The 16,759-nt window shown below is 37.0% G+C and carries 11 protein-coding genes; all 11 read right to left on the minus strand.

Features of this window, described 5'->3' with window-relative positions:
- Positions 1-119: 119 nt before the first annotated feature.
- The 11 genes from MKY30_RS03470 to MKY30_RS03520 all read right to left on the minus strand — a co-directional run bounded on the left by MKY30_RS03470 (position 120) and on the right by MKY30_RS03520 (position 16,206).
- A complete protein-coding gene (locus MKY30_RS03470; protein WP_339283396.1) occupies positions 120-3,311 on the minus strand; it encodes a hypothetical protein in 3,192 nt (1,063 codons plus the stop codon).
- Positions 3,312-3,364: 53 nt separating this feature from the next.
- Entirely contained in the window at positions 3,365-4,366 is a 1,002-nt protein-coding gene (locus MKY30_RS03475; RefSeq protein WP_339283398.1) for a LacI family DNA-binding transcriptional regulator, read from the minus strand.
- 40 nt (positions 4,367-4,406) lie between these two features.
- Positions 4,407-5,249, minus strand: coding sequence for a carbohydrate ABC transporter permease (locus MKY30_RS03480; protein ID WP_077602376.1), 843 nt, complete (start codon positions 5,247-5,249; stop codon positions 4,407-4,409).
- Positions 5,246-6,193, minus strand: a complete 948-nt coding sequence (locus MKY30_RS03485) for a carbohydrate ABC transporter permease (RefSeq protein ID WP_077602377.1) — start codon at positions 6,191-6,193, stop codon at positions 5,246-5,248. Before MKY30_RS03485 ends, MKY30_RS03480 begins: the two co-directional genes overlap by 4 nt.
- A gap of 83 nt (positions 6,194-6,276) precedes the next feature.
- Positions 6,277-7,563 (minus strand): ABC transporter substrate-binding protein, encoded by a 1,287-nt coding sequence (locus MKY30_RS03490; RefSeq protein ID WP_339283401.1) that lies wholly within the window; start codon positions 7,561-7,563, stop codon positions 6,277-6,279.
- Between the two features lie 389 nt (positions 7,564-7,952).
- Positions 7,953-8,543: a YesL family protein gene (locus MKY30_RS03495; RefSeq protein ID WP_339283402.1), complete on the minus strand. Its 591-nt coding sequence runs from the start codon at positions 8,541-8,543 to the stop codon at positions 7,953-7,955.
- Between the two features lie 974 nt (positions 8,544-9,517).
- Entirely contained in the window at positions 9,518-10,561 is a 1,044-nt protein-coding gene (locus tag MKY30_RS03500; RefSeq protein ID WP_147211809.1) for a ribonucleotide-diphosphate reductase subunit beta, read from the minus strand.
- A complete protein-coding gene (locus MKY30_RS03505) occupies positions 10,542-10,988 on the minus strand; it encodes a flavodoxin (protein WP_147211808.1) in 447 nt (148 codons plus the stop codon). Before MKY30_RS03505 ends, MKY30_RS03500 begins: the two co-directional genes overlap by 20 nt.
- Positions 10,973-13,201 carry a ribonucleoside-diphosphate reductase subunit alpha gene (locus MKY30_RS03510; protein ID WP_341082838.1) on the minus strand — a complete coding sequence of 743 codons (2,229 nt, stop codon included), beginning with the start codon at positions 13,199-13,201 and terminating at the stop codon, positions 10,973-10,975. Before MKY30_RS03510 ends, MKY30_RS03505 begins: the two co-directional genes overlap by 16 nt.
- Before the next feature lie 1,301 nt (positions 13,202-14,502).
- The gene (locus tag MKY30_RS03515; protein ID WP_339283407.1) at positions 14,503-15,027 is read right to left on the minus strand and encodes a hypothetical protein; all 525 of its coding nucleotides are present in this window, start codon (positions 15,025-15,027) and stop codon (positions 14,503-14,505) included.
- A 9-nt stretch (positions 15,028-15,036) separates the two neighbouring features.
- Positions 15,037-16,206 carry a ParM/StbA family protein gene (locus MKY30_RS03520; protein ID WP_147211805.1) on the minus strand — a complete coding sequence of 390 codons (1,170 nt, stop codon included), beginning with the start codon at positions 16,204-16,206 and terminating at the stop codon, positions 15,037-15,039.
- Between the last annotated feature and the right edge of the window lie 553 nt (positions 16,207-16,759).

The raw sequence follows: 16,759 nt of genomic DNA on the forward strand, positions 1-16,759 counted from the left end.
TCTCTTCCTTCCTAGAAAAGTTAGTATTTACTTTGTCAATTTGACTGAATCCGCTTTAAAAATTTAAAGCATTTATTGATTGCTTAAGAAAGAGGAATGTTAAAATTATGAATGAAATATTATTTATATTTTCGTTTAAGCTCCACCATTATTTTTAAAACGAATTGATTTCGAATATCATGTGCTAACGAACCTGTAATTTCGGATCCGGACACGATATATTCTCTGCCATCCTTATAAACAATGACATAACGAACGGGCACAACACCAGCTTCTCCAAAGCTATCCTGACGAGTTTCATTACGATAGATTACTTCTATACAGCTGAAAAGTGTGAATGAAAGAGTGCCATCCTCTTTAAAGAGCCAGCCTGGCAATACAGGCTGCAAACGAAAATGTAGTAAATCATTTTCCCAGTCATACGTAAAGGGTTGTTTACCTATAAACATTAAAACCCACATATTTAGAAGCTCCACTGTCGAACCGCTTAACCGGGCAGCAAACCCCTTGCCCTGGATAGAGGTATCAGGATTTACGCTGCTCGCTATAAAGGATGAATTCTCTAAAATGCTTCTGCCGTACTTTACAGGGTCCATAAATGGTACCAGAGCAGATCGGATATCATTATAAAATGCCTTAAATAATCCCTTGCTTAACAGTTCTAACAGATATTTATATTCCATATGCATAAATACGGATTCATTTTCTAACCAGCCCGGTGTAAAAAACTTAATTCTTCCAAGTTCAACCGGTTCCTCATTAATAGACATACTCGTTTTATACATTCCGAGCTTCGCATCAAAAATATCAGATTGACGTACAGCGTTGTAAATTCTTTCCGCTTCAGCTATGGAATCACTTAATTTCAGCTTTTTAACGACCCCCTCTAAAAATGGAGTCACTGCATGCGGCTTACATTCACTTATTACCCCTGGATTTTCATCATCTTCTTCTGCTTCAAAATAAAAGTATGTTGGTATAAGATTTTGTTGTTTATACTTTTCCACGCTTTTCAATGCATCTTCTACCCGCTGATAATAGATTTCTAACAGCTTCATCGCAGCTGCCAATGACAATTCCAGATTATCTCCGTGAATACCCTTTTTTATTAAAGATCGGTAGGATTCTCTTAATAGACTTACATCATTCCAATATGACAATTGATCTTCCTTACTTTTTTGATTGGATTGACGAATTTGCGTTGCCAAACCATATATAAATTCCCGTGCCTCTTCCGGAAGAATGATCTTTTCTTCTGATGTAACAGAAATATTCTGTAATTGCTGCAGGAGCCTTTTTAATTCAAACAGCTCCGACGTACTCGCACCAAGCATGCCGGGTAAACCATTTAAGGCATCATTCCATCCTGGCTTTCCGGCTTCCATCTCGATGCCCAACCCAAACGGTGCAATCGTAGAGGTTTTGATGGCGGCAAGTAAAAACAGCTTCGAGAATAAGTTGGTTTCATAAATTTCCCCTTCTCCAAAATTACCTCGAACCCATTGTTCACTATTTTCTTCCTGCTTCCTTTGTTTTCTCTCATCAACTTGAACAGCATCGTATTGACGAAGTCTTCCTTCATTTTGTATATATTTTTTTGTTCTTGGATGTACATATGCCGGACTGTCATAAAAACGATAGGATGTATCAAAAAATACGCTTTGTACTCTATCTGGATACATTGCTAAGTAACTATCTAGAAGATCTAAGTTATATGTCCAATGATCTATCCAAAATCCCTCTCCATGCTCTGCTTCTAATGCTTCTTCACTAATTGCAAGAATTTCCGTTAAAAAATTTTCAAAAGAGATAATTAGGTGAACAGAATTATCTTGTACAAACTTCAAAACATCACCTGGCGCAAATGAATTACTTAACAGCTCGTATATTTTGTTATCCTGCACCTCCGACAGGCCATATTTACAGAAACTTATTTTTCTACTCTTCAGCTTATACCGCACTTCTTTAATAGAAAGTGGATTATACCCGTCAAGCTGAAGCAGGTTAACAAAATGCCTCAGATTATAATCTCTTAATTTCGGATTAAATATCACATCAAGGCGGCGGTTCTGATTAATATCACGATAATTCCCATTACCTTGCGAATAAAAAGTCGGACTGATGGAGAAAAAATTATAATCACGTTCTAAATCTCCGTGCTTCCGGGAATAAAGATAAAATGGATGATCCTTTTTTGCACTCTGAAAAATCATCGGAAAACCGCCGCGCAGGCCATTGTCCAAATGACTTTGCTTTACATAAGCATCAAATAATGGTTCCCCCGTTTTCGTTTCGACGACACTGGTAAGTTCATCGGTTATTGTTTTTGCTGTCTTTTTATATTCCGTTATTTTCTCATATCGAAAATTTTCACGTATAAATTTTTTTATCTTACTGCGATTTTCTCCATATCCAATCAGAGACACAATACGAAGCTTCTCCCCCGGTGCAAGCTTGTCAGCTAAGGCTGTAAATCCTCCCGATACTTTATTTACAGGAATTTGTTCCTTCTCTATAAGTGATGATATAGATTCCGAATGAAATGCATCAGGAGCTTGCAGCGTAAGATTCTTTCCAAAAACCAGCTCACGGTCATAGAGAGGTTTCACTATGTTTTCTTTCCCATTTAAAACAGCTAAACTGCTATAGAAATTCCCATCATATATTTGTGAAACGTTCGCATTATCTGCTATACTCCCACGTAAATGATAAAAATTAAACTGGTTATCGATTGTTTCCACATCAAACCAGCTTTTCAACGTATTACCTATCTCTTTATAGGAAGCATTCGGTAACCCCCCGGGTAAAATCGTTGCCAGACCGTCTATGATTTCAATATCTTTCTCTTCTTCATCATTATTCTCTAAAGACACTTCTCTGACAAGACCCGCTAATGGAGCTTTAGGAAGGGTGAAATATTCAACCGTTAAGATCAATCCGTACTTTTCATTATAATATTTAAGTATTAAATGATTTTCATTTATTTTTAACTGTTCACGCACAGTTTTATTATCACTAGTAAAGGAAAACGGTTCAAAAACAATCTGTTCTTCTTTCTTCCGCAATTTAATGAAGGTTCGGAATCCTTGAAGCGGAACCATTTGATAAGCTTTATCTGCCGGGAAAAATTCTGTCATAGCAGCATCCTTATCCCGTATACCAAATCCAGCCATTGCCTGCCCTCGATTAACATAAAATGCCCAGAGCGGTATTCCGTCTTTCCCCGCAATACCTGGCAAAAAGCTAGAAAAAGGAGATAGGCTTTGAAAATCCTCTATAATAAATTCATTGTTATCTGTTAATTGATACATTAGCACACCGCCTTATTCAAGCAATCATACGTTATATGCGTTTCTGATAGCGTTTAAGATTCCCTTATAATTAACTCAGAATCAATTAAAATAGGCGCTATCTGTTTTTCATTTGATATCAGATCATGTAAAATATTTGCGGCCAGCTTTCCAAGCCTTCCTTTATACTGTTTGACAGTGGATAATTTCGGACTGCTGTAGCGGCAGGCATTTATATCATCACAGCCGATTATTCTAATATCCCGTGGTACCTGCAGACCCTTTTCTTCGATTGCTCTCAAAGCACCAAATGCCATCAAATCAGATATAGCGAAAACAGCTTTAGGGTACGGTTTTTTATCCAAAATCTTTCTCATAGCCAAATAACCGCTTTCCTCATAATAATCTCCATACTGCATCCAATCACGTTTTATTTCCATGCCCAACTGCTCCATTGCATTTTCAAAGCCTATTTTTCTATCTCTGGCTACTGCCGACTCACGTAACCCTCCAATATATCCAACATCCCTTATACCATCCAGATACAATTGATGAACAACATTGGTGGAAAGCTGAATATTATCCGTCATAACATAGCTGACACCAGGTCCGCTTAATTCAATATCAATCCCGACACAGGGTATCCCGCTTTGGACTAATTCCTGCGTACTTTCTTCAATTTCATCCCCGGCAATAATCACGCAGCCCTCAACATGATAATACCTGCACCTGGCCAAATAGCTCCCATTATCATGTCCAAAACTTTCGTCGGAAAACATGATAATATCATATCCCATCATTCCAATAGTCTTCTTAAAAGCACTAACCACTTCACTGAAAAACGGATGGTTAAAATCGACATTAATTTTACCTGCATAGATTAAAGCAATCAGCTTAGACTTTTTCGTTGAAAGTGTTCTTGCCGTATAAGTAGGCTGATATTTATTCTCTTTAATTGCATCCATTACCCTTTTTTTGGTTTCTTCGCTGACGCCGCTATAATTATTCATTACTTTTGAGACTGTTGATGGCGAAACACCAGCTATCTCAGCTATATTTCTGATTGTAAGTTTCATGGAATCTCCTCAATATTCATAAAGTTTATCTCTGGTTATTTTAAGATTTTACAGCTCCCTCTGTGATACTCGCTATAAATAATTTGTTAAATAAGAGGAAGATGATAACCAATGGAATCGTCGCCCAAAATACACCTGACATTAACATACCATAATCGACTTTAAATGTGTTATTGAGTGAGGCTAATGCAACCTGTATCGTGTACATCTCCGGATCACGCAGAACTGTAAACTGCCATAGGAATTCTCCCCATACGGAGGTAAATACAATAATTCCTAATGTTGCAAAAGCCGGAAGAATGATTGGGAGCACTATTTTCCAGTAAATCTTAAAATTAGAGGCACCATCTAATTTTGCTGCTTCAATCAATTCATCTGAAATCGATCCGCTGATATACTGTCTCATTAAAAATATCCCTAATGGATTAAGAAAGGACAAAATCATAACCCCTTGTAAAGTATCCAGCAACCCTGCTTTTGCGATTAAGAAATACTGAGGAATCAATCCCAGCTGAGGCGGGATAATCATTGTCAACAGAATCGCAATGAAAAGGATATTCTTACCGGGGAATTTAAATTTTGCAAACGCGAAACCGGCTAAAGAGCTAATCAGCAGCACCACTATCGTAACAACTACACAAAGTATCAGTGAATTCCACATTGCTCCAAAAAAATCAATTTGCTGTAATACCTTCTGGAAATTCTCAACCAGCATATTTCCAGGCGTAAGCGTAGGAGGTATAGAATTATAAGCTGCACTTGGACGTGTCGCCATTACAAACATCCAGTAGAACGGGAAAAGAGATAAAAGAGATGCCAACGTCAGGAAGCCATACATTAAGATCTTGCTGAATGAGAATTTCTTGGAACCTACTTCTTTCATTTACCGGCACCTCTTTTCTTTTTTCTCCCTATACCTGAAGTCAGATATAAATTAATTGCCGCCAGAACTGCAATAAAGATTACTAAGATAACTGCTGTTGCAGATGCTGTTCCAAATGACTGGAGTCTGAAAGCATCACGATATAAGTACATAACAATGGTCATTGCTTCGCTTCTAGTAAAAGCACTCTGTCCAAGAAATACAGTTGGCTCGGAAAACAGCTGTAAAGCTCCAACAGTAGAGAAAAAAACAGTTAATAGAATAAAAGGTTTTAGAAGCGGCATGGTAATATATCTTAATTGTTGAAATTTACTTGCCCCGTCTATCGTTGCAGCTTCATATAAATCACGGGGAATACTTTGTAATCCTGCCAGATAAATAATCGTATTGTATCCGATCCATCTCCAGAAAACCATTAAAGAAATTGCAATTTTAGTACCCCATTCTGAAGTAGCCCAATTTATAGGATCAAGCCCAAACAACCCTAATATATAATTTGCCATGGATGAATCCTGATTACTGAATAAAACACTAAATACCAGTGCAACTGCCACCATAGATGTAATATAGGGCATAAAAATTGTTACCCTGTAAAATTGTTTAAACCGCAAAAATACCTGATTTAATAAAAACGCTAAAATAATCCCCACAATTAACTGCGGGGCAGTTCCCAATAAGCCCATAATGATTGTATTATAGACAGATTTCCAAAAAAGAGAGTCTGTCAAAACAATTTTAAAGTTATCCAGCCCTACAAATTCCATAGGCGAAAGCCCATTCCATTGCTGAAAGGCTAAATATAGACTAAACAAGATTGGAAACAAACCCACACAAAAGAAAATAATAAAAAACGGTGACACATATAGATACCCCGAAATCATATCTTTTTTCTCTTCCGACAGATACCTTTTCTTCGTTTTTTGTTTCTTTTTTAAGGAGACCATGCGTTCACCCCGTTTCTAGTAAGCACATGGATACGGCGAGACGCCGCCATATCCATGTTAAATGTTCTTTTTGAGCGTCTTTTTTAACGACTGACTAAGTCCTCAGCGCGCTGTACTGCTGCATCCCATTCTTCCTCTGGATCAGCACCTTCCTGTACATTGGTTAAAGCTGTTAAAATTTCATTATTCACAGAAACATATTTCTCCCCTTTATAAACAGCATCCGTAATATCATTCGCTGCTTCACCAAATACCACTGAGGTTACTTGGCCGCCGAAAAATTCATCTTCATTCGTTTTAAAATCATCCATTTCATATACTGCCGGCGCTGAAGGGAACAGCCCATGGCTCTTGAAGGATTCTAATTGATTTTCAGGAGACGTTAGCCACTTTATAAAATCATAAGCTTCCTCTGCATGTTCTGTTTCTGCCGGAATTGCAAGAAATGATCCGCCCCAGTTTGCAGAAAACTCTGTTGGCAACGTTGCAACCCGGAATAATCCTGAAGCATCAGGCGCATTTCCTTCCATCCAGCCTTTTAACCAGCCTGGTCCTAACTCAGCAGCAAAATCCCCATTATTCACTGCATTTGCCCATTCAGGAGTCCACATTTCAAAATTCCCTACAAGTCCTGCTTCATTTAACTCTACTGCATAATCATATGCCTGTTTAACGGGGCTTCCTTCTTGATTAACAATTAACTCCCCTTCTGGATTCAGATGTGTTTCTGGTGCTGCATCCAGATAAGCCCGATAGGCCATTTCCATACTATCCAGAAACGGCTTATCCGTTTCTTCTTTTACCTGTATAGCTGCTTCCTTCAAAGCTTCTGGAGAATCAATCAAATTCGCCACTTCCTCAGGGTCAGTTGGCAATCCTGCATCTTCAAATACATCTGTACGATAATATAAAGCTTTTGGCCCTATATCAGTTGGCAATCCAAACATAAAATCTCCATCTATATTTTGTCCTGTATTCCAGGACCAATCCTGATACTGACCCTGCACTTCTTCCGCACCCTGATCAAATAAGTTAACAAATCGATCCTGAGCCTGTTTAAAACGGTCTAACTGATCAACTTCTACCATAGCGATATCTGGAGCCCCAGTTCCAGCTGATATAGCTGTAAATAGAGCATCATGATGATCTGCATTCTCTGAGGTTTTGAACTTAATTTTCACATTGGGATTTTCTTTTTCATATTCTTTTAATAATTCATCATAGCCTGTTGCTCCAAATGTCCAAAAATTTAATGTAACCGTTCCATCCGAGTCCTTGCCATCTGAACCCGATGCATCGTTATTGCTATTACAAGCAGTAAGTATAGATACTAGACCTAAAATGATTAATAAAGAGAGCGCTCGTTTCATTTTTCTACCTCCACATTTATTATTTATTATCTTCATGACCAGCCCTTGCATCTGCATAGTAAATATAAAATATAGCCCCCCCCTTTGCGTGTTTCATATACTTTGTGAATATAAAATATAAATATTACGGAAACCGGTTTCTAAATTATATATAGAAAGCGGTTTCATATGATGATTATATTCTCTAATCAGCAAAAATACAACTACTTTTTTATAATTGTTTCAAATTATACAGAAACCGGTTTCCAAAACAAACATCGCTTCTTATATATCCGGAGATGAATTATGACAAGTTTTTTCTCCAATTATGTCGTTCTTTACGGATTTATAGGGCATTCTTTATTTAGAACCCAATAAGTCACGAAGGCGTCCAGTTCCACTTCCATTGCCTAATTAAGCTCATGGAATACTTTAATGCTAATTGCTGTCTGCGTAAAAGCAACAGGGATAATCCCGAAAATCAGTACCAAGCCTGGTAATTTGAAAATAATAACAAAGATAATTACAGCAGATACCAGCTGAAAGATGATGCCTTTCAGAGACGAAAAACCGGCTTTTAAAACGACTAAAGATAATTCATAGATTGATAATTTATAGTGAACTATAGCTGGAAATAGATAAGCCCAGACAATCAGCAAAATAATTGCCATGAATATAACAGCAGCATACATTATTATCTGGATTTGTTCCGGATAGTAAGCGGTATAAATAAAGTTCATAATGACAATAAATGTAATGCTTGAAAAAAACCAGCCCAATATATTCGCTGTTTTAAAGTTTTCTTTATAATATTGCTTAAAAATATAAGAAAGTGACTCCACTTCTCTTTTCAACAGCCAGTGTCTGACCACTGCAAAAACCGCTGCTATGGAGGGGAAGATTCCCAGAACAATAAAACCTTTGAATATATGGATAATCCATAATATTTGCAGGCTGAATATTTCAAAGATCCAATCTGTAAGCTTAACTGTTTTTGACATAGCATCCTCTCCTCCTTTTTAATTCAACCATATTATTTTATGTAAACGGTTTCCAAAATTGATTATAATTATAAAAATTTATTTCGTCAATATTATTTACTTAACTTTCGCACCTAAGAATAAACATATAAACCTTGCTGTTCCAGGATGTACATGGTCTCAATTATCATGCTTGCTTTTAGTTAACTCATCTTTTTATTTTTTGAACAGGTTATTGTGTATAACTTCCGCTCCGGCCAACCACTCCGCTTTCCATGGGGACGGCTTCAGCTAACTTGAAAAGAAACCCGCTTTTCAAGTGGATCTTCAGCTCGCCCTGTTCCCACAGGAGTCTACGTGGTTGGCCTGCGCTCTAATAGGATTCTACAGCGCATGGAAGAAATAATATCCTGATGAAGTTAGCTGAAATCATCGTTTTTTAGCCTAAATAAACAATCATGCTGATGTTTTAAACGGTTTTTAGCAGTTCAAATCATGACAACATGAATAAATCATATCGAGAATAGCTTTCATGCACCAAAAATAAGGATTACTGAGCATCTTTACCATAAAACATGAAAAATTTGTTCCGTCAGATCCGCCTTTTATTTGTTCAGTTATTTTAGTATAGAATACCCTGTTAGCGGAGGCGGACCGTTTTGACTCCTGAGGGATTAAGCACCATCTGAAGATCCACTTTTGCCAAGTGATCTTCTTGGCAAAAGTTAGCTGAAGAGCGTGCCCCTAGGAAAGCAAAACGGTCCGCCGTAGCGATCGCTGTACACTTTACCTTCTATATTTGTCAACAGATATATGGAGGAAATGATCAACCCCCTGTTCCTATGGATAAGAAGTTACTTTTTAAGGTGTGAAAGTTGAGTTATTTAAAATAACGCATAAGGAATTGAGCCTTAGACAATATGCTTGGTAAAGGCTGCATCTGGAATTATCAAATTTAATTTGTGCATAAAAAAAAGCGCAAAATGCGCTTTTTTTTAAAGGTCATCAAAACCATTTAAATCACTTGTTTTTGTATATTGACGTGATTTCTGTTCAAAGAAATCTGTCTTCGTTCCATCGACATTATCTACATAAGCACGAATCCATTTCATTGGATTCTCCACATGTTCTGGATAAAGTTCTTCTAATCCCATCATACGCAGCATTTTATTTGCCCGGTATTTGATATAGCCGTCAAGCTCATCCATATCGATTCCTTCAATACCTGCAAGTACATAATGCGACCACTCTAATTCCAGTTCAACAGAGCTTTGGAAATGATCATAAATCCACTGGATGAATTCTTTATTATTGTACTCTGGATTTTCAGCCAGTGTAGCCCGGAACAGCTCTGTAATAAAACGGCCATGCTCCAGCTCATCACGGTTAATATAGCTGATCATCGTGGATGTCCCTACCATTTTATTTTGTCTGGCTAAATGGTAAAAGAACGCAAACCCTGAATAGAAAAACATTCCTTCTAATAGAGAAGTATATACTAATGTCTTAAGGATATTTTCCAAAGTCGGATTTTCGACAAATGCATTATACTGTTCTGTAAGCAGTTCATTCCGCTTCATCAATAATTCATCTGTTCTGCCTAATTGAAACGATTCATTCTGCTCGTTCCAGGAAACAACAGAAGATAGCACATAAGAATAACTTTCATTATGCACAGCCTCCTGCTGGGCAATAACCGCCATAATAGATTGGACAGAAGGATCTGTTGCATACAGTGAGATTAACAATGCTGTCCTTGTTTGCGGCGCATCCAATGTGGATAACAGTCCAATTATCTTCAAATAAGCATCCTGCTCCTCGTTACTTAGTGAAGAGAATTGTTTTACATCACTGGACATGTTTATTTCATCCGCCTGCCAGTAGTTTCCGACAAGTCTTTTATACATTTTATGCCAATGTGGATAAGCAATATCATTCCAGTTCAAAATCCCACTTGATTTGCCTCCGAATAAGCCCGTTGATTTATTTGGAAAACGCGGTTCAAGCGTTTTAGCCCGTTCAAGCATAACTTTTTGCATTATCTAGCACTCCTTCCAGCCACTGTTCGATCTTATTCTCCTGCGAACCGCGCGGTGACTGTTCAACTTTAAGAACCGGAAAACTGCTTTCATAAAAACGAGCTAATTTATCTGCAGCCCTGCAGAATAAATCATCCCCGCCAAATTGTGTATCTCCAGTTCCGAAAATAACCATATTTCCAGGTTTATACCCTACTTCCAAAACAAAGTCCTTTACTTCATCTGGTGTGGACCCTCTATCCCAAGTGAAGGTCCCTAAAAATACAAGATCATAATAAGCGGGGTCTTTGAGGACATCGATACCGATACGATGCCACTCAACAGTTACCCCTTCTTTATTTAAAAACTCCCCAATATACGAAGCGACCTCTTCTGTATTACCGCTGTAGCTTAAATACGCGATGAGTATCCTCAACTTTGACACCACTCACACTCTTCGACATCATTGGATGTTGAACGAACATAGTAAGTTGTTTTAAGTCCTTCCTTCCATGCCTGTAAGTGTAAATCCAGTAATACAGACGCACGAATCGTATTTGGAACATAAAAATTAAATGATAAGCTCTGGTCAATATGACGCTGGCGTTTTGCGTTCTGGCTGACAGAATAACGTTGGTCGACAATATACGCAGAACGGCGGTATATATTATACGTGTTATGATCCAATGCCGGAGCAGTTACAGGTATTTTAAAGTCTTTCTTCTCTTCATGATAAAATACTTGGAAAATCGGATCAATACTTGCTGTAGACCCGGCAATCATTGCTGTTGTAGAGTTTGGTGCAACAGCCATCAGGTAACCGTTACGGATACCATTCTCTTTGACTTCTTCTTTTAACGAAGTCCATTTAGAGTCCGTGTAGCCTTTTTGGTCGAAATAAGCTCCTGTACTCCATTTACTGCCTTCATAAACCGGATAAGACCCTTTTTCCTTACTTAACTCCATACTGCTTTTAATCGTTAAATAAGCAATATTCTCATAAAGCTCATCAGCATACTGAACTGCTTCTTCTGTTTCCCAGCTGATTCCCTTTAATGCTAAAAGATGATGCCATCCAAATGTTCCGAGACCAATCGCCCGGTATTTTTGATTGGTAATTGTTGCTTGCAAAATTGGCAATGTATTAATGTCAATAACATTATCCAGCATTCTCACCTGAATAGAAATTAAACGCTCCAACACGTCATCGGAAACAGCTCTTCCCAGGTTAATAGAGCTCAGGTTACAAACCACATAGTCCCCAGATTGATATTTTCTTACAATTGTATTTTCATTTTCTAAAAACTCTTCTACAAAAGATGTCGGTGATTGATTTTGTGTGATTTCTGTACATAAGTTGGAACAATAAATAAGACCTTCATGTGAATTGGCATTTTGACGGTTTACTTCGTCACGGTAGAACATGAATGGTGTTCCTGATTCTAATTGAGAGCGCATCAGACGCTTCATTATTTCAATAGCCGGTACTTTTTCTTTTGATAAATCTTCATTGGCAACACATTCTTCATACTTCTTACGCCATGTGCCGTCACCTTTTTCTTCATCATAAAAGTCCTCTAAAGAAAAGCCCATTACCTGACGTACTTCATGTGGGTCAAATAGATACCAGTCACCACGCTGGTCAACCTTTTCCATAAAGTAATCCGGCAAGCATACTCCGGTAAAGATATCATGAGCACGCATTCGGTCATCCCCATTATTCAGCTTTAAATCCAGGAATGATTCTATATCTCGATGCCATACATCTAAATAGATTGCTATTGCACCTTTACGTGTGCCAAGCTGATCAACGCTGACTGCTGTATTATTCAATTGTTTAATCCATGGCACAACACCGCTGGACATCCCTTTAAATCCTTTAATAGAACTGCCTCTTGCACGGATTTTCCCCATGTAAACGCCGATTCCTCCACCGTTTTTGGAAAGCTTGGCAATATCAGTATTACTATCATAGATTGCCTGCAGGCTGTCATCCACCGTGTCAATAAAGCAGCTGGAGAGCTGACCATGCGTTTTTCCGGCATTCGTTAATGTAGGCGTAGCTACAGTCATATATAAATTACTCAAAGCCCAATATGCTTCTTGAATGTATTCAATCCGTTTATTTTTCGGCTCATCCTGCATTAAATGCATAGCAATAACTAACCAGCGTTCCTGAGGAAGCTCAAATACACGCTTCTGATGATCTGTTGCTAAATAGCGTGTTGCAACTGTATAAATACCTAAATAGTTAAATAACATATCTCTGTCCGACACAATAAGGCTGCCAATTTGATCTATTTCTTCTTTTGAATATTTTTCTAAAAATGAGGCTGTATAGATACCTTCATCTGTCAACATTTTGATTAAGTGATAAAAGGAACCATATTTCTCACTTTCATCATAACCGCGATTGGCAGCAGCTTCTTTATATAAATTTCCTACATAAATACGTGCAGCTGCATAAGTCCAATCTGGATTTGCTTCATCTATATTTTCAAGAGCTGTCTGAATCAGTGTATCATTCACTTTTTTACTCGAGGTAACACCTTGTGTTTGTTTTTCTGCTTTTTGAAACCAAGAAGCAGCATCTACTTTTAAGCCTTCCGATGCATTATTAATTTTTTCTTGGATAGATGACGGATTAATAATAATGGTCATGTTTAAGCCTCCTGTAATCATATATATTTCTATAAAACAATTATTTGTAAATATAAAAAAATAACTATGTATTCTTCAAATGATTCTGTTGCTTCTTCCGTACAAATAATAAACGTCTTGCCGGGCAAATCTGCTGATTTATATTTTTTATTATTAAAAGCAATCCGCTACCCATACTAGATGTAGTAGATTGCCTCATTTTTGAATACCATAAGTTGGTGGGATATCCCTGATTTGTATTAGTTTCGACATTTCAGTAATTATCCTTTCACTTTCACAATACACTATATATAGTGTTAATCAGTTTTGAGTTCGCCCACATCTTGTATTAAACACTATCATAGATTATTCAACTACGCAAGATTTTAATTCAAGATAGTCTGTTTTAACTAGACTCTATTTTTATCTTTTTTTCTTCGTAAAGGCAGGTAATTTCTGCTTTCTTTAGAAGCTTAAAAACAAATAAAAATTATATTGTTTTTATCTTTCAATAAAATCTCTACCAAAGATACTATTTACTATTTCACTTTTTATTAAACTCAAGTTCTCATTATAGCTTAAATTAATAGAAAGAAAAGTATTTAGAAGTGATTTTTAATGGTAATTTTTTATCCACATCTCCCCCTGTGGATAAGGTGTGGATATTAAAAAGTTATTCAAGACATTTCCACAGTATTATCCCCAAATATATTTAAAATGTGAATACTTATTAAATAACTCAACTTTCACACCTGAGAATAAGTATCTATACCTTACCATTCCAGGATGAACATGTTCTTTATTATCTTGCTTGCATTTTGTTAAATCATCCTTCTATATGAAATGAAAATTGTGTATAGCGCCGCTCCGACCAACCACTACGCTTTCCACGGGGACGGCTTCAGCCAGTATAGAACATCCTGCTAGCGGAGGCAGACCGTTTTGACTCCTGAGGGAATAGCATCATCTGAAGATCCACTTTTGCCAAGTGCTCTTCTTGGTAAAAGTTAGCTGAAGAGCATGCCCCTAGGCAGGCTAAGGTCGCAACGTCCTGGGGTTGCGATTACTCACCCCATCGAAAAGAGTTGTTGCAACGCCTGCATTAGTACGTCCTGTACGTCGAAAGCAAAACGGTCCGCCGTAGCGGTGGCCTTACACGTTATCTTCTTTCTAAATAGCGTTTATACTTTGTCAAGAGATAGATGGAAGGAACGGTCAACACCTGTCTCTAGGATAAGCAAGTTATTTTTTAAGTCTGAAAGTTGAGTTAAATAATAAATAAGAGCAGCTCCTGCTCATATGTCAGGAACTGCTCTTATTTGCTATTTATTCATACTTGAAAAGAAATCACTTAATGGGTCAAGTTCTTCCTCGTCTTCATCATCTTCTGCAGAATCATGAATGTTTAGTTCATCTGCATTTAAATCATCCATATTCCAATTATCTTGAGTGACTTCCTGCTCTTGGTTTGAGACATAGCTTTTCGATTCTTCTATGCCTTTAAATATATTATCTGTGCTGTTATTCATGGAAGTTAAAAGGGCAGTTGCACGCATTGGATCGGTTAGCAATTGATATAAAATCGTTCCAATCAAAGCTTCAGAGTGTTCATGCTTCAACCAGCTCTTTTGCTCTTTTGTCAATGATCTGGGCAGAGGGATTGTAACAGTTTCCCTTTCTTTTACACTCATATCATTTACACCTTTTAAGACGAAACTTGCAATTTTACTTGAAAAGTTTCTCCGTTCGGTTTCCTTCAATTGCTGCAGCTGTCTCAGTAAGTATTCAGGAGTATCTGAAGGAATTCGAAATGTGATTGTTTGTCCTCTTTCGATATTCTTTCCCATAGGATCACCTTACTTTGCTTTCGTAGTCTTCTCTTCCTTCTTCTCAGCTTTTTCATTTTTCTGTACAAAATCAGTAATCAATTTATAGTATGCGTTAGCCATCATCCAGATACTTTCACTCTCATCTTCAAAGAATTCGATGTTGTAGCCATCCAGTTTATTGTTTAGAGCTTTGATATAATCCTTAAGAACTGCTGATCCTCCTCCGACAAAATAGCAAATCTCTGTCTGTGAGTTCCTGCTCCATACATTGCGCAGATAGCGATATTCTTTCTTGGCAAGCTCCAATAAAATATGATCTGTTATATCATGTACATTGGTACGGCTTCCTTTTACCATAATGTGATTGCGGTCATTTTTTCTTGTGATAATATCAACGACATCTCTTCTGCTATCCAGCTCTACACCATGCTTTGATCTTATTTCTTCACGGATTTGTTCCAGAGATTCAGAAACACCTATATTAAATCCTTGTGCTTTATCGTCATCCACATTTCTATTGCGAATAACGGCGATATCTGTGGATAACCCGCCGATATCCTGAATTAAAATTTGTTTGTCAATTAATTCCTTGTTGATAACTTTTAAGTCATTATCCATAATTAAATTGACGTAAGCGGCAAATCCTTCCGGGTATACTTTTACTTCATCAAATTTAATATTTACTTTCTTGCCCTGGTGTTTAGGAGTAACTAGAAATTCTATTTGATGCACTGACCCTAGCAGGCGAGAGCGGTACCCGACGTCTTTTCCTTCTTTTACTTCTCTGAGAGGCAACCCTGTTCCTAATGTATAAAGAGCGTCATAAACATCATTCTTCTCTTTAAACGCGTCGCTTGATACAGCATCCAATGCTAAAGCAGCAAATAACATAACTAATGTCTGATCTTCTTCTGATTTACTGCTTCCTGGATCCAGCTCCTGAGAGTTTGTTGTTTTTGTAGCCAGATTTCCCACTCTATATATAATGTTGTTTTCAGATAGGGCAGGGGAGTGGATACGAATATGAATATTATCCAATACTTCCTTATTATCCAGTTCTTCAATTCCAATTACAGGTCTATCCTCTAAATCTGGCGCTACCACATTAGGTATGTAATATTCATTCTCTAATTTACCAAAATTACCTTTTAAGGCATCGTTCCCAACATCAATTGCTGCAATTCTAGATTTTGTCATTTTCATTCTCCTTCCAAAAATAAGATTTTATAATGTACCTTACTTTTTTAAATAAGATACAAATATATGGACATTCTAGCAAACTATCTCTAATCGAATGTACATAACATAATTAAAAATCTATGTTTCTAGAATAAACGTATTCATTTATTTTCTCAAGTCTTTCGACAAATTGTTTACATGTTTGTTTTTTTGTATACTTTATATATCCTTATTAAATCAAGTTTTACACGATTTTGTACACAAGTAAACATTTTTGTTTATAATTGTACACAAAACTTGTTTACTTGTGTACAATTATAAAGATATTATTTTCGACATATTATAACCAGTTTTTCTATTTCAAAAAATAAGAAGAAAGACTTGTTAAATATCCCAATTTTCTATAAAATATGATTTGATAAATAAACATTAGTAACTTATAAAATGTTTATTTCTGTATATTTTACCCCTAAATAAAATCTTGTAAATATATTTCCTTCTACCAATCAAAAGGCGGTCAGCTATGTTTGCATATCATATAATTAGGTCTAAAAACCCGAGCCTTTTTCAC

The sequence above is a fragment of the Oceanobacillus sp. FSL W8-0428 genome (genome assembly GCF_038004405.1).
GTDB lineage: Bacteria > Bacillota > Bacilli > Bacillales > Amphibacillaceae > Oceanobacillus > Oceanobacillus sojae.

Bases quoted from the DNA above. Each gene is read 5' to 3' on its own strand.
- MKY30_RS03520 (WP_147211805.1), bottom strand. From the start codon at position 16,206: ATGACAAAATCTAGAATTGCAGCAATTGATGTTGGGAACGATGCCTTA.
- MKY30_RS03515 (WP_339283407.1), bottom strand. From the start codon at position 15,027: ATGGGAAAGAATATCGAAAGAGGACAAACAATCACATTTCGAATTCCT.
- MKY30_RS03490 (WP_339283401.1), bottom strand. From the start codon at position 7,563: ATGAAACGAGCGCTCTCTTTATTAATCATTTTAGGTCTAGTATCTATA.
- MKY30_RS03510 (WP_341082838.1), bottom strand. From the start codon at position 13,201: ATGACCATTATTATTAATCCGTCATCTATCCAAGAAAAAATTAATAAT.
- MKY30_RS03475 (WP_339283398.1), bottom strand. From the start codon at position 4,366: ATGAAACTTACAATCAGAAATATAGCTGAGATAGCTGGTGTTTCGCCA.
- MKY30_RS03500 (WP_147211809.1), bottom strand. From the start codon at position 10,561: ATGCAAAAAGTTATGCTTGAACGGGCTAAAACGCTTGAACCGCGTTTT.
- MKY30_RS03495 (WP_339283402.1), bottom strand. From the start codon at position 8,543: ATGTCAAAAACAGTTAAGCTTACAGATTGGATCTTTGAAATATTCAGC.
- MKY30_RS03485 (WP_077602377.1), bottom strand. From the start codon at position 6,193: ATGGTCTCCTTAAAAAAGAAACAAAAAACGAAGAAAAGGTATCTGTCG.
- MKY30_RS03480 (WP_077602376.1), bottom strand. From the start codon at position 5,249: ATGAAAGAAGTAGGTTCCAAGAAATTCTCATTCAGCAAGATCTTAATG.
- MKY30_RS03470 (WP_339283396.1), bottom strand. From the start codon at position 3,311: ATGTATCAATTAACAGATAACAATGAATTTATTATAGAGGATTTTCAA.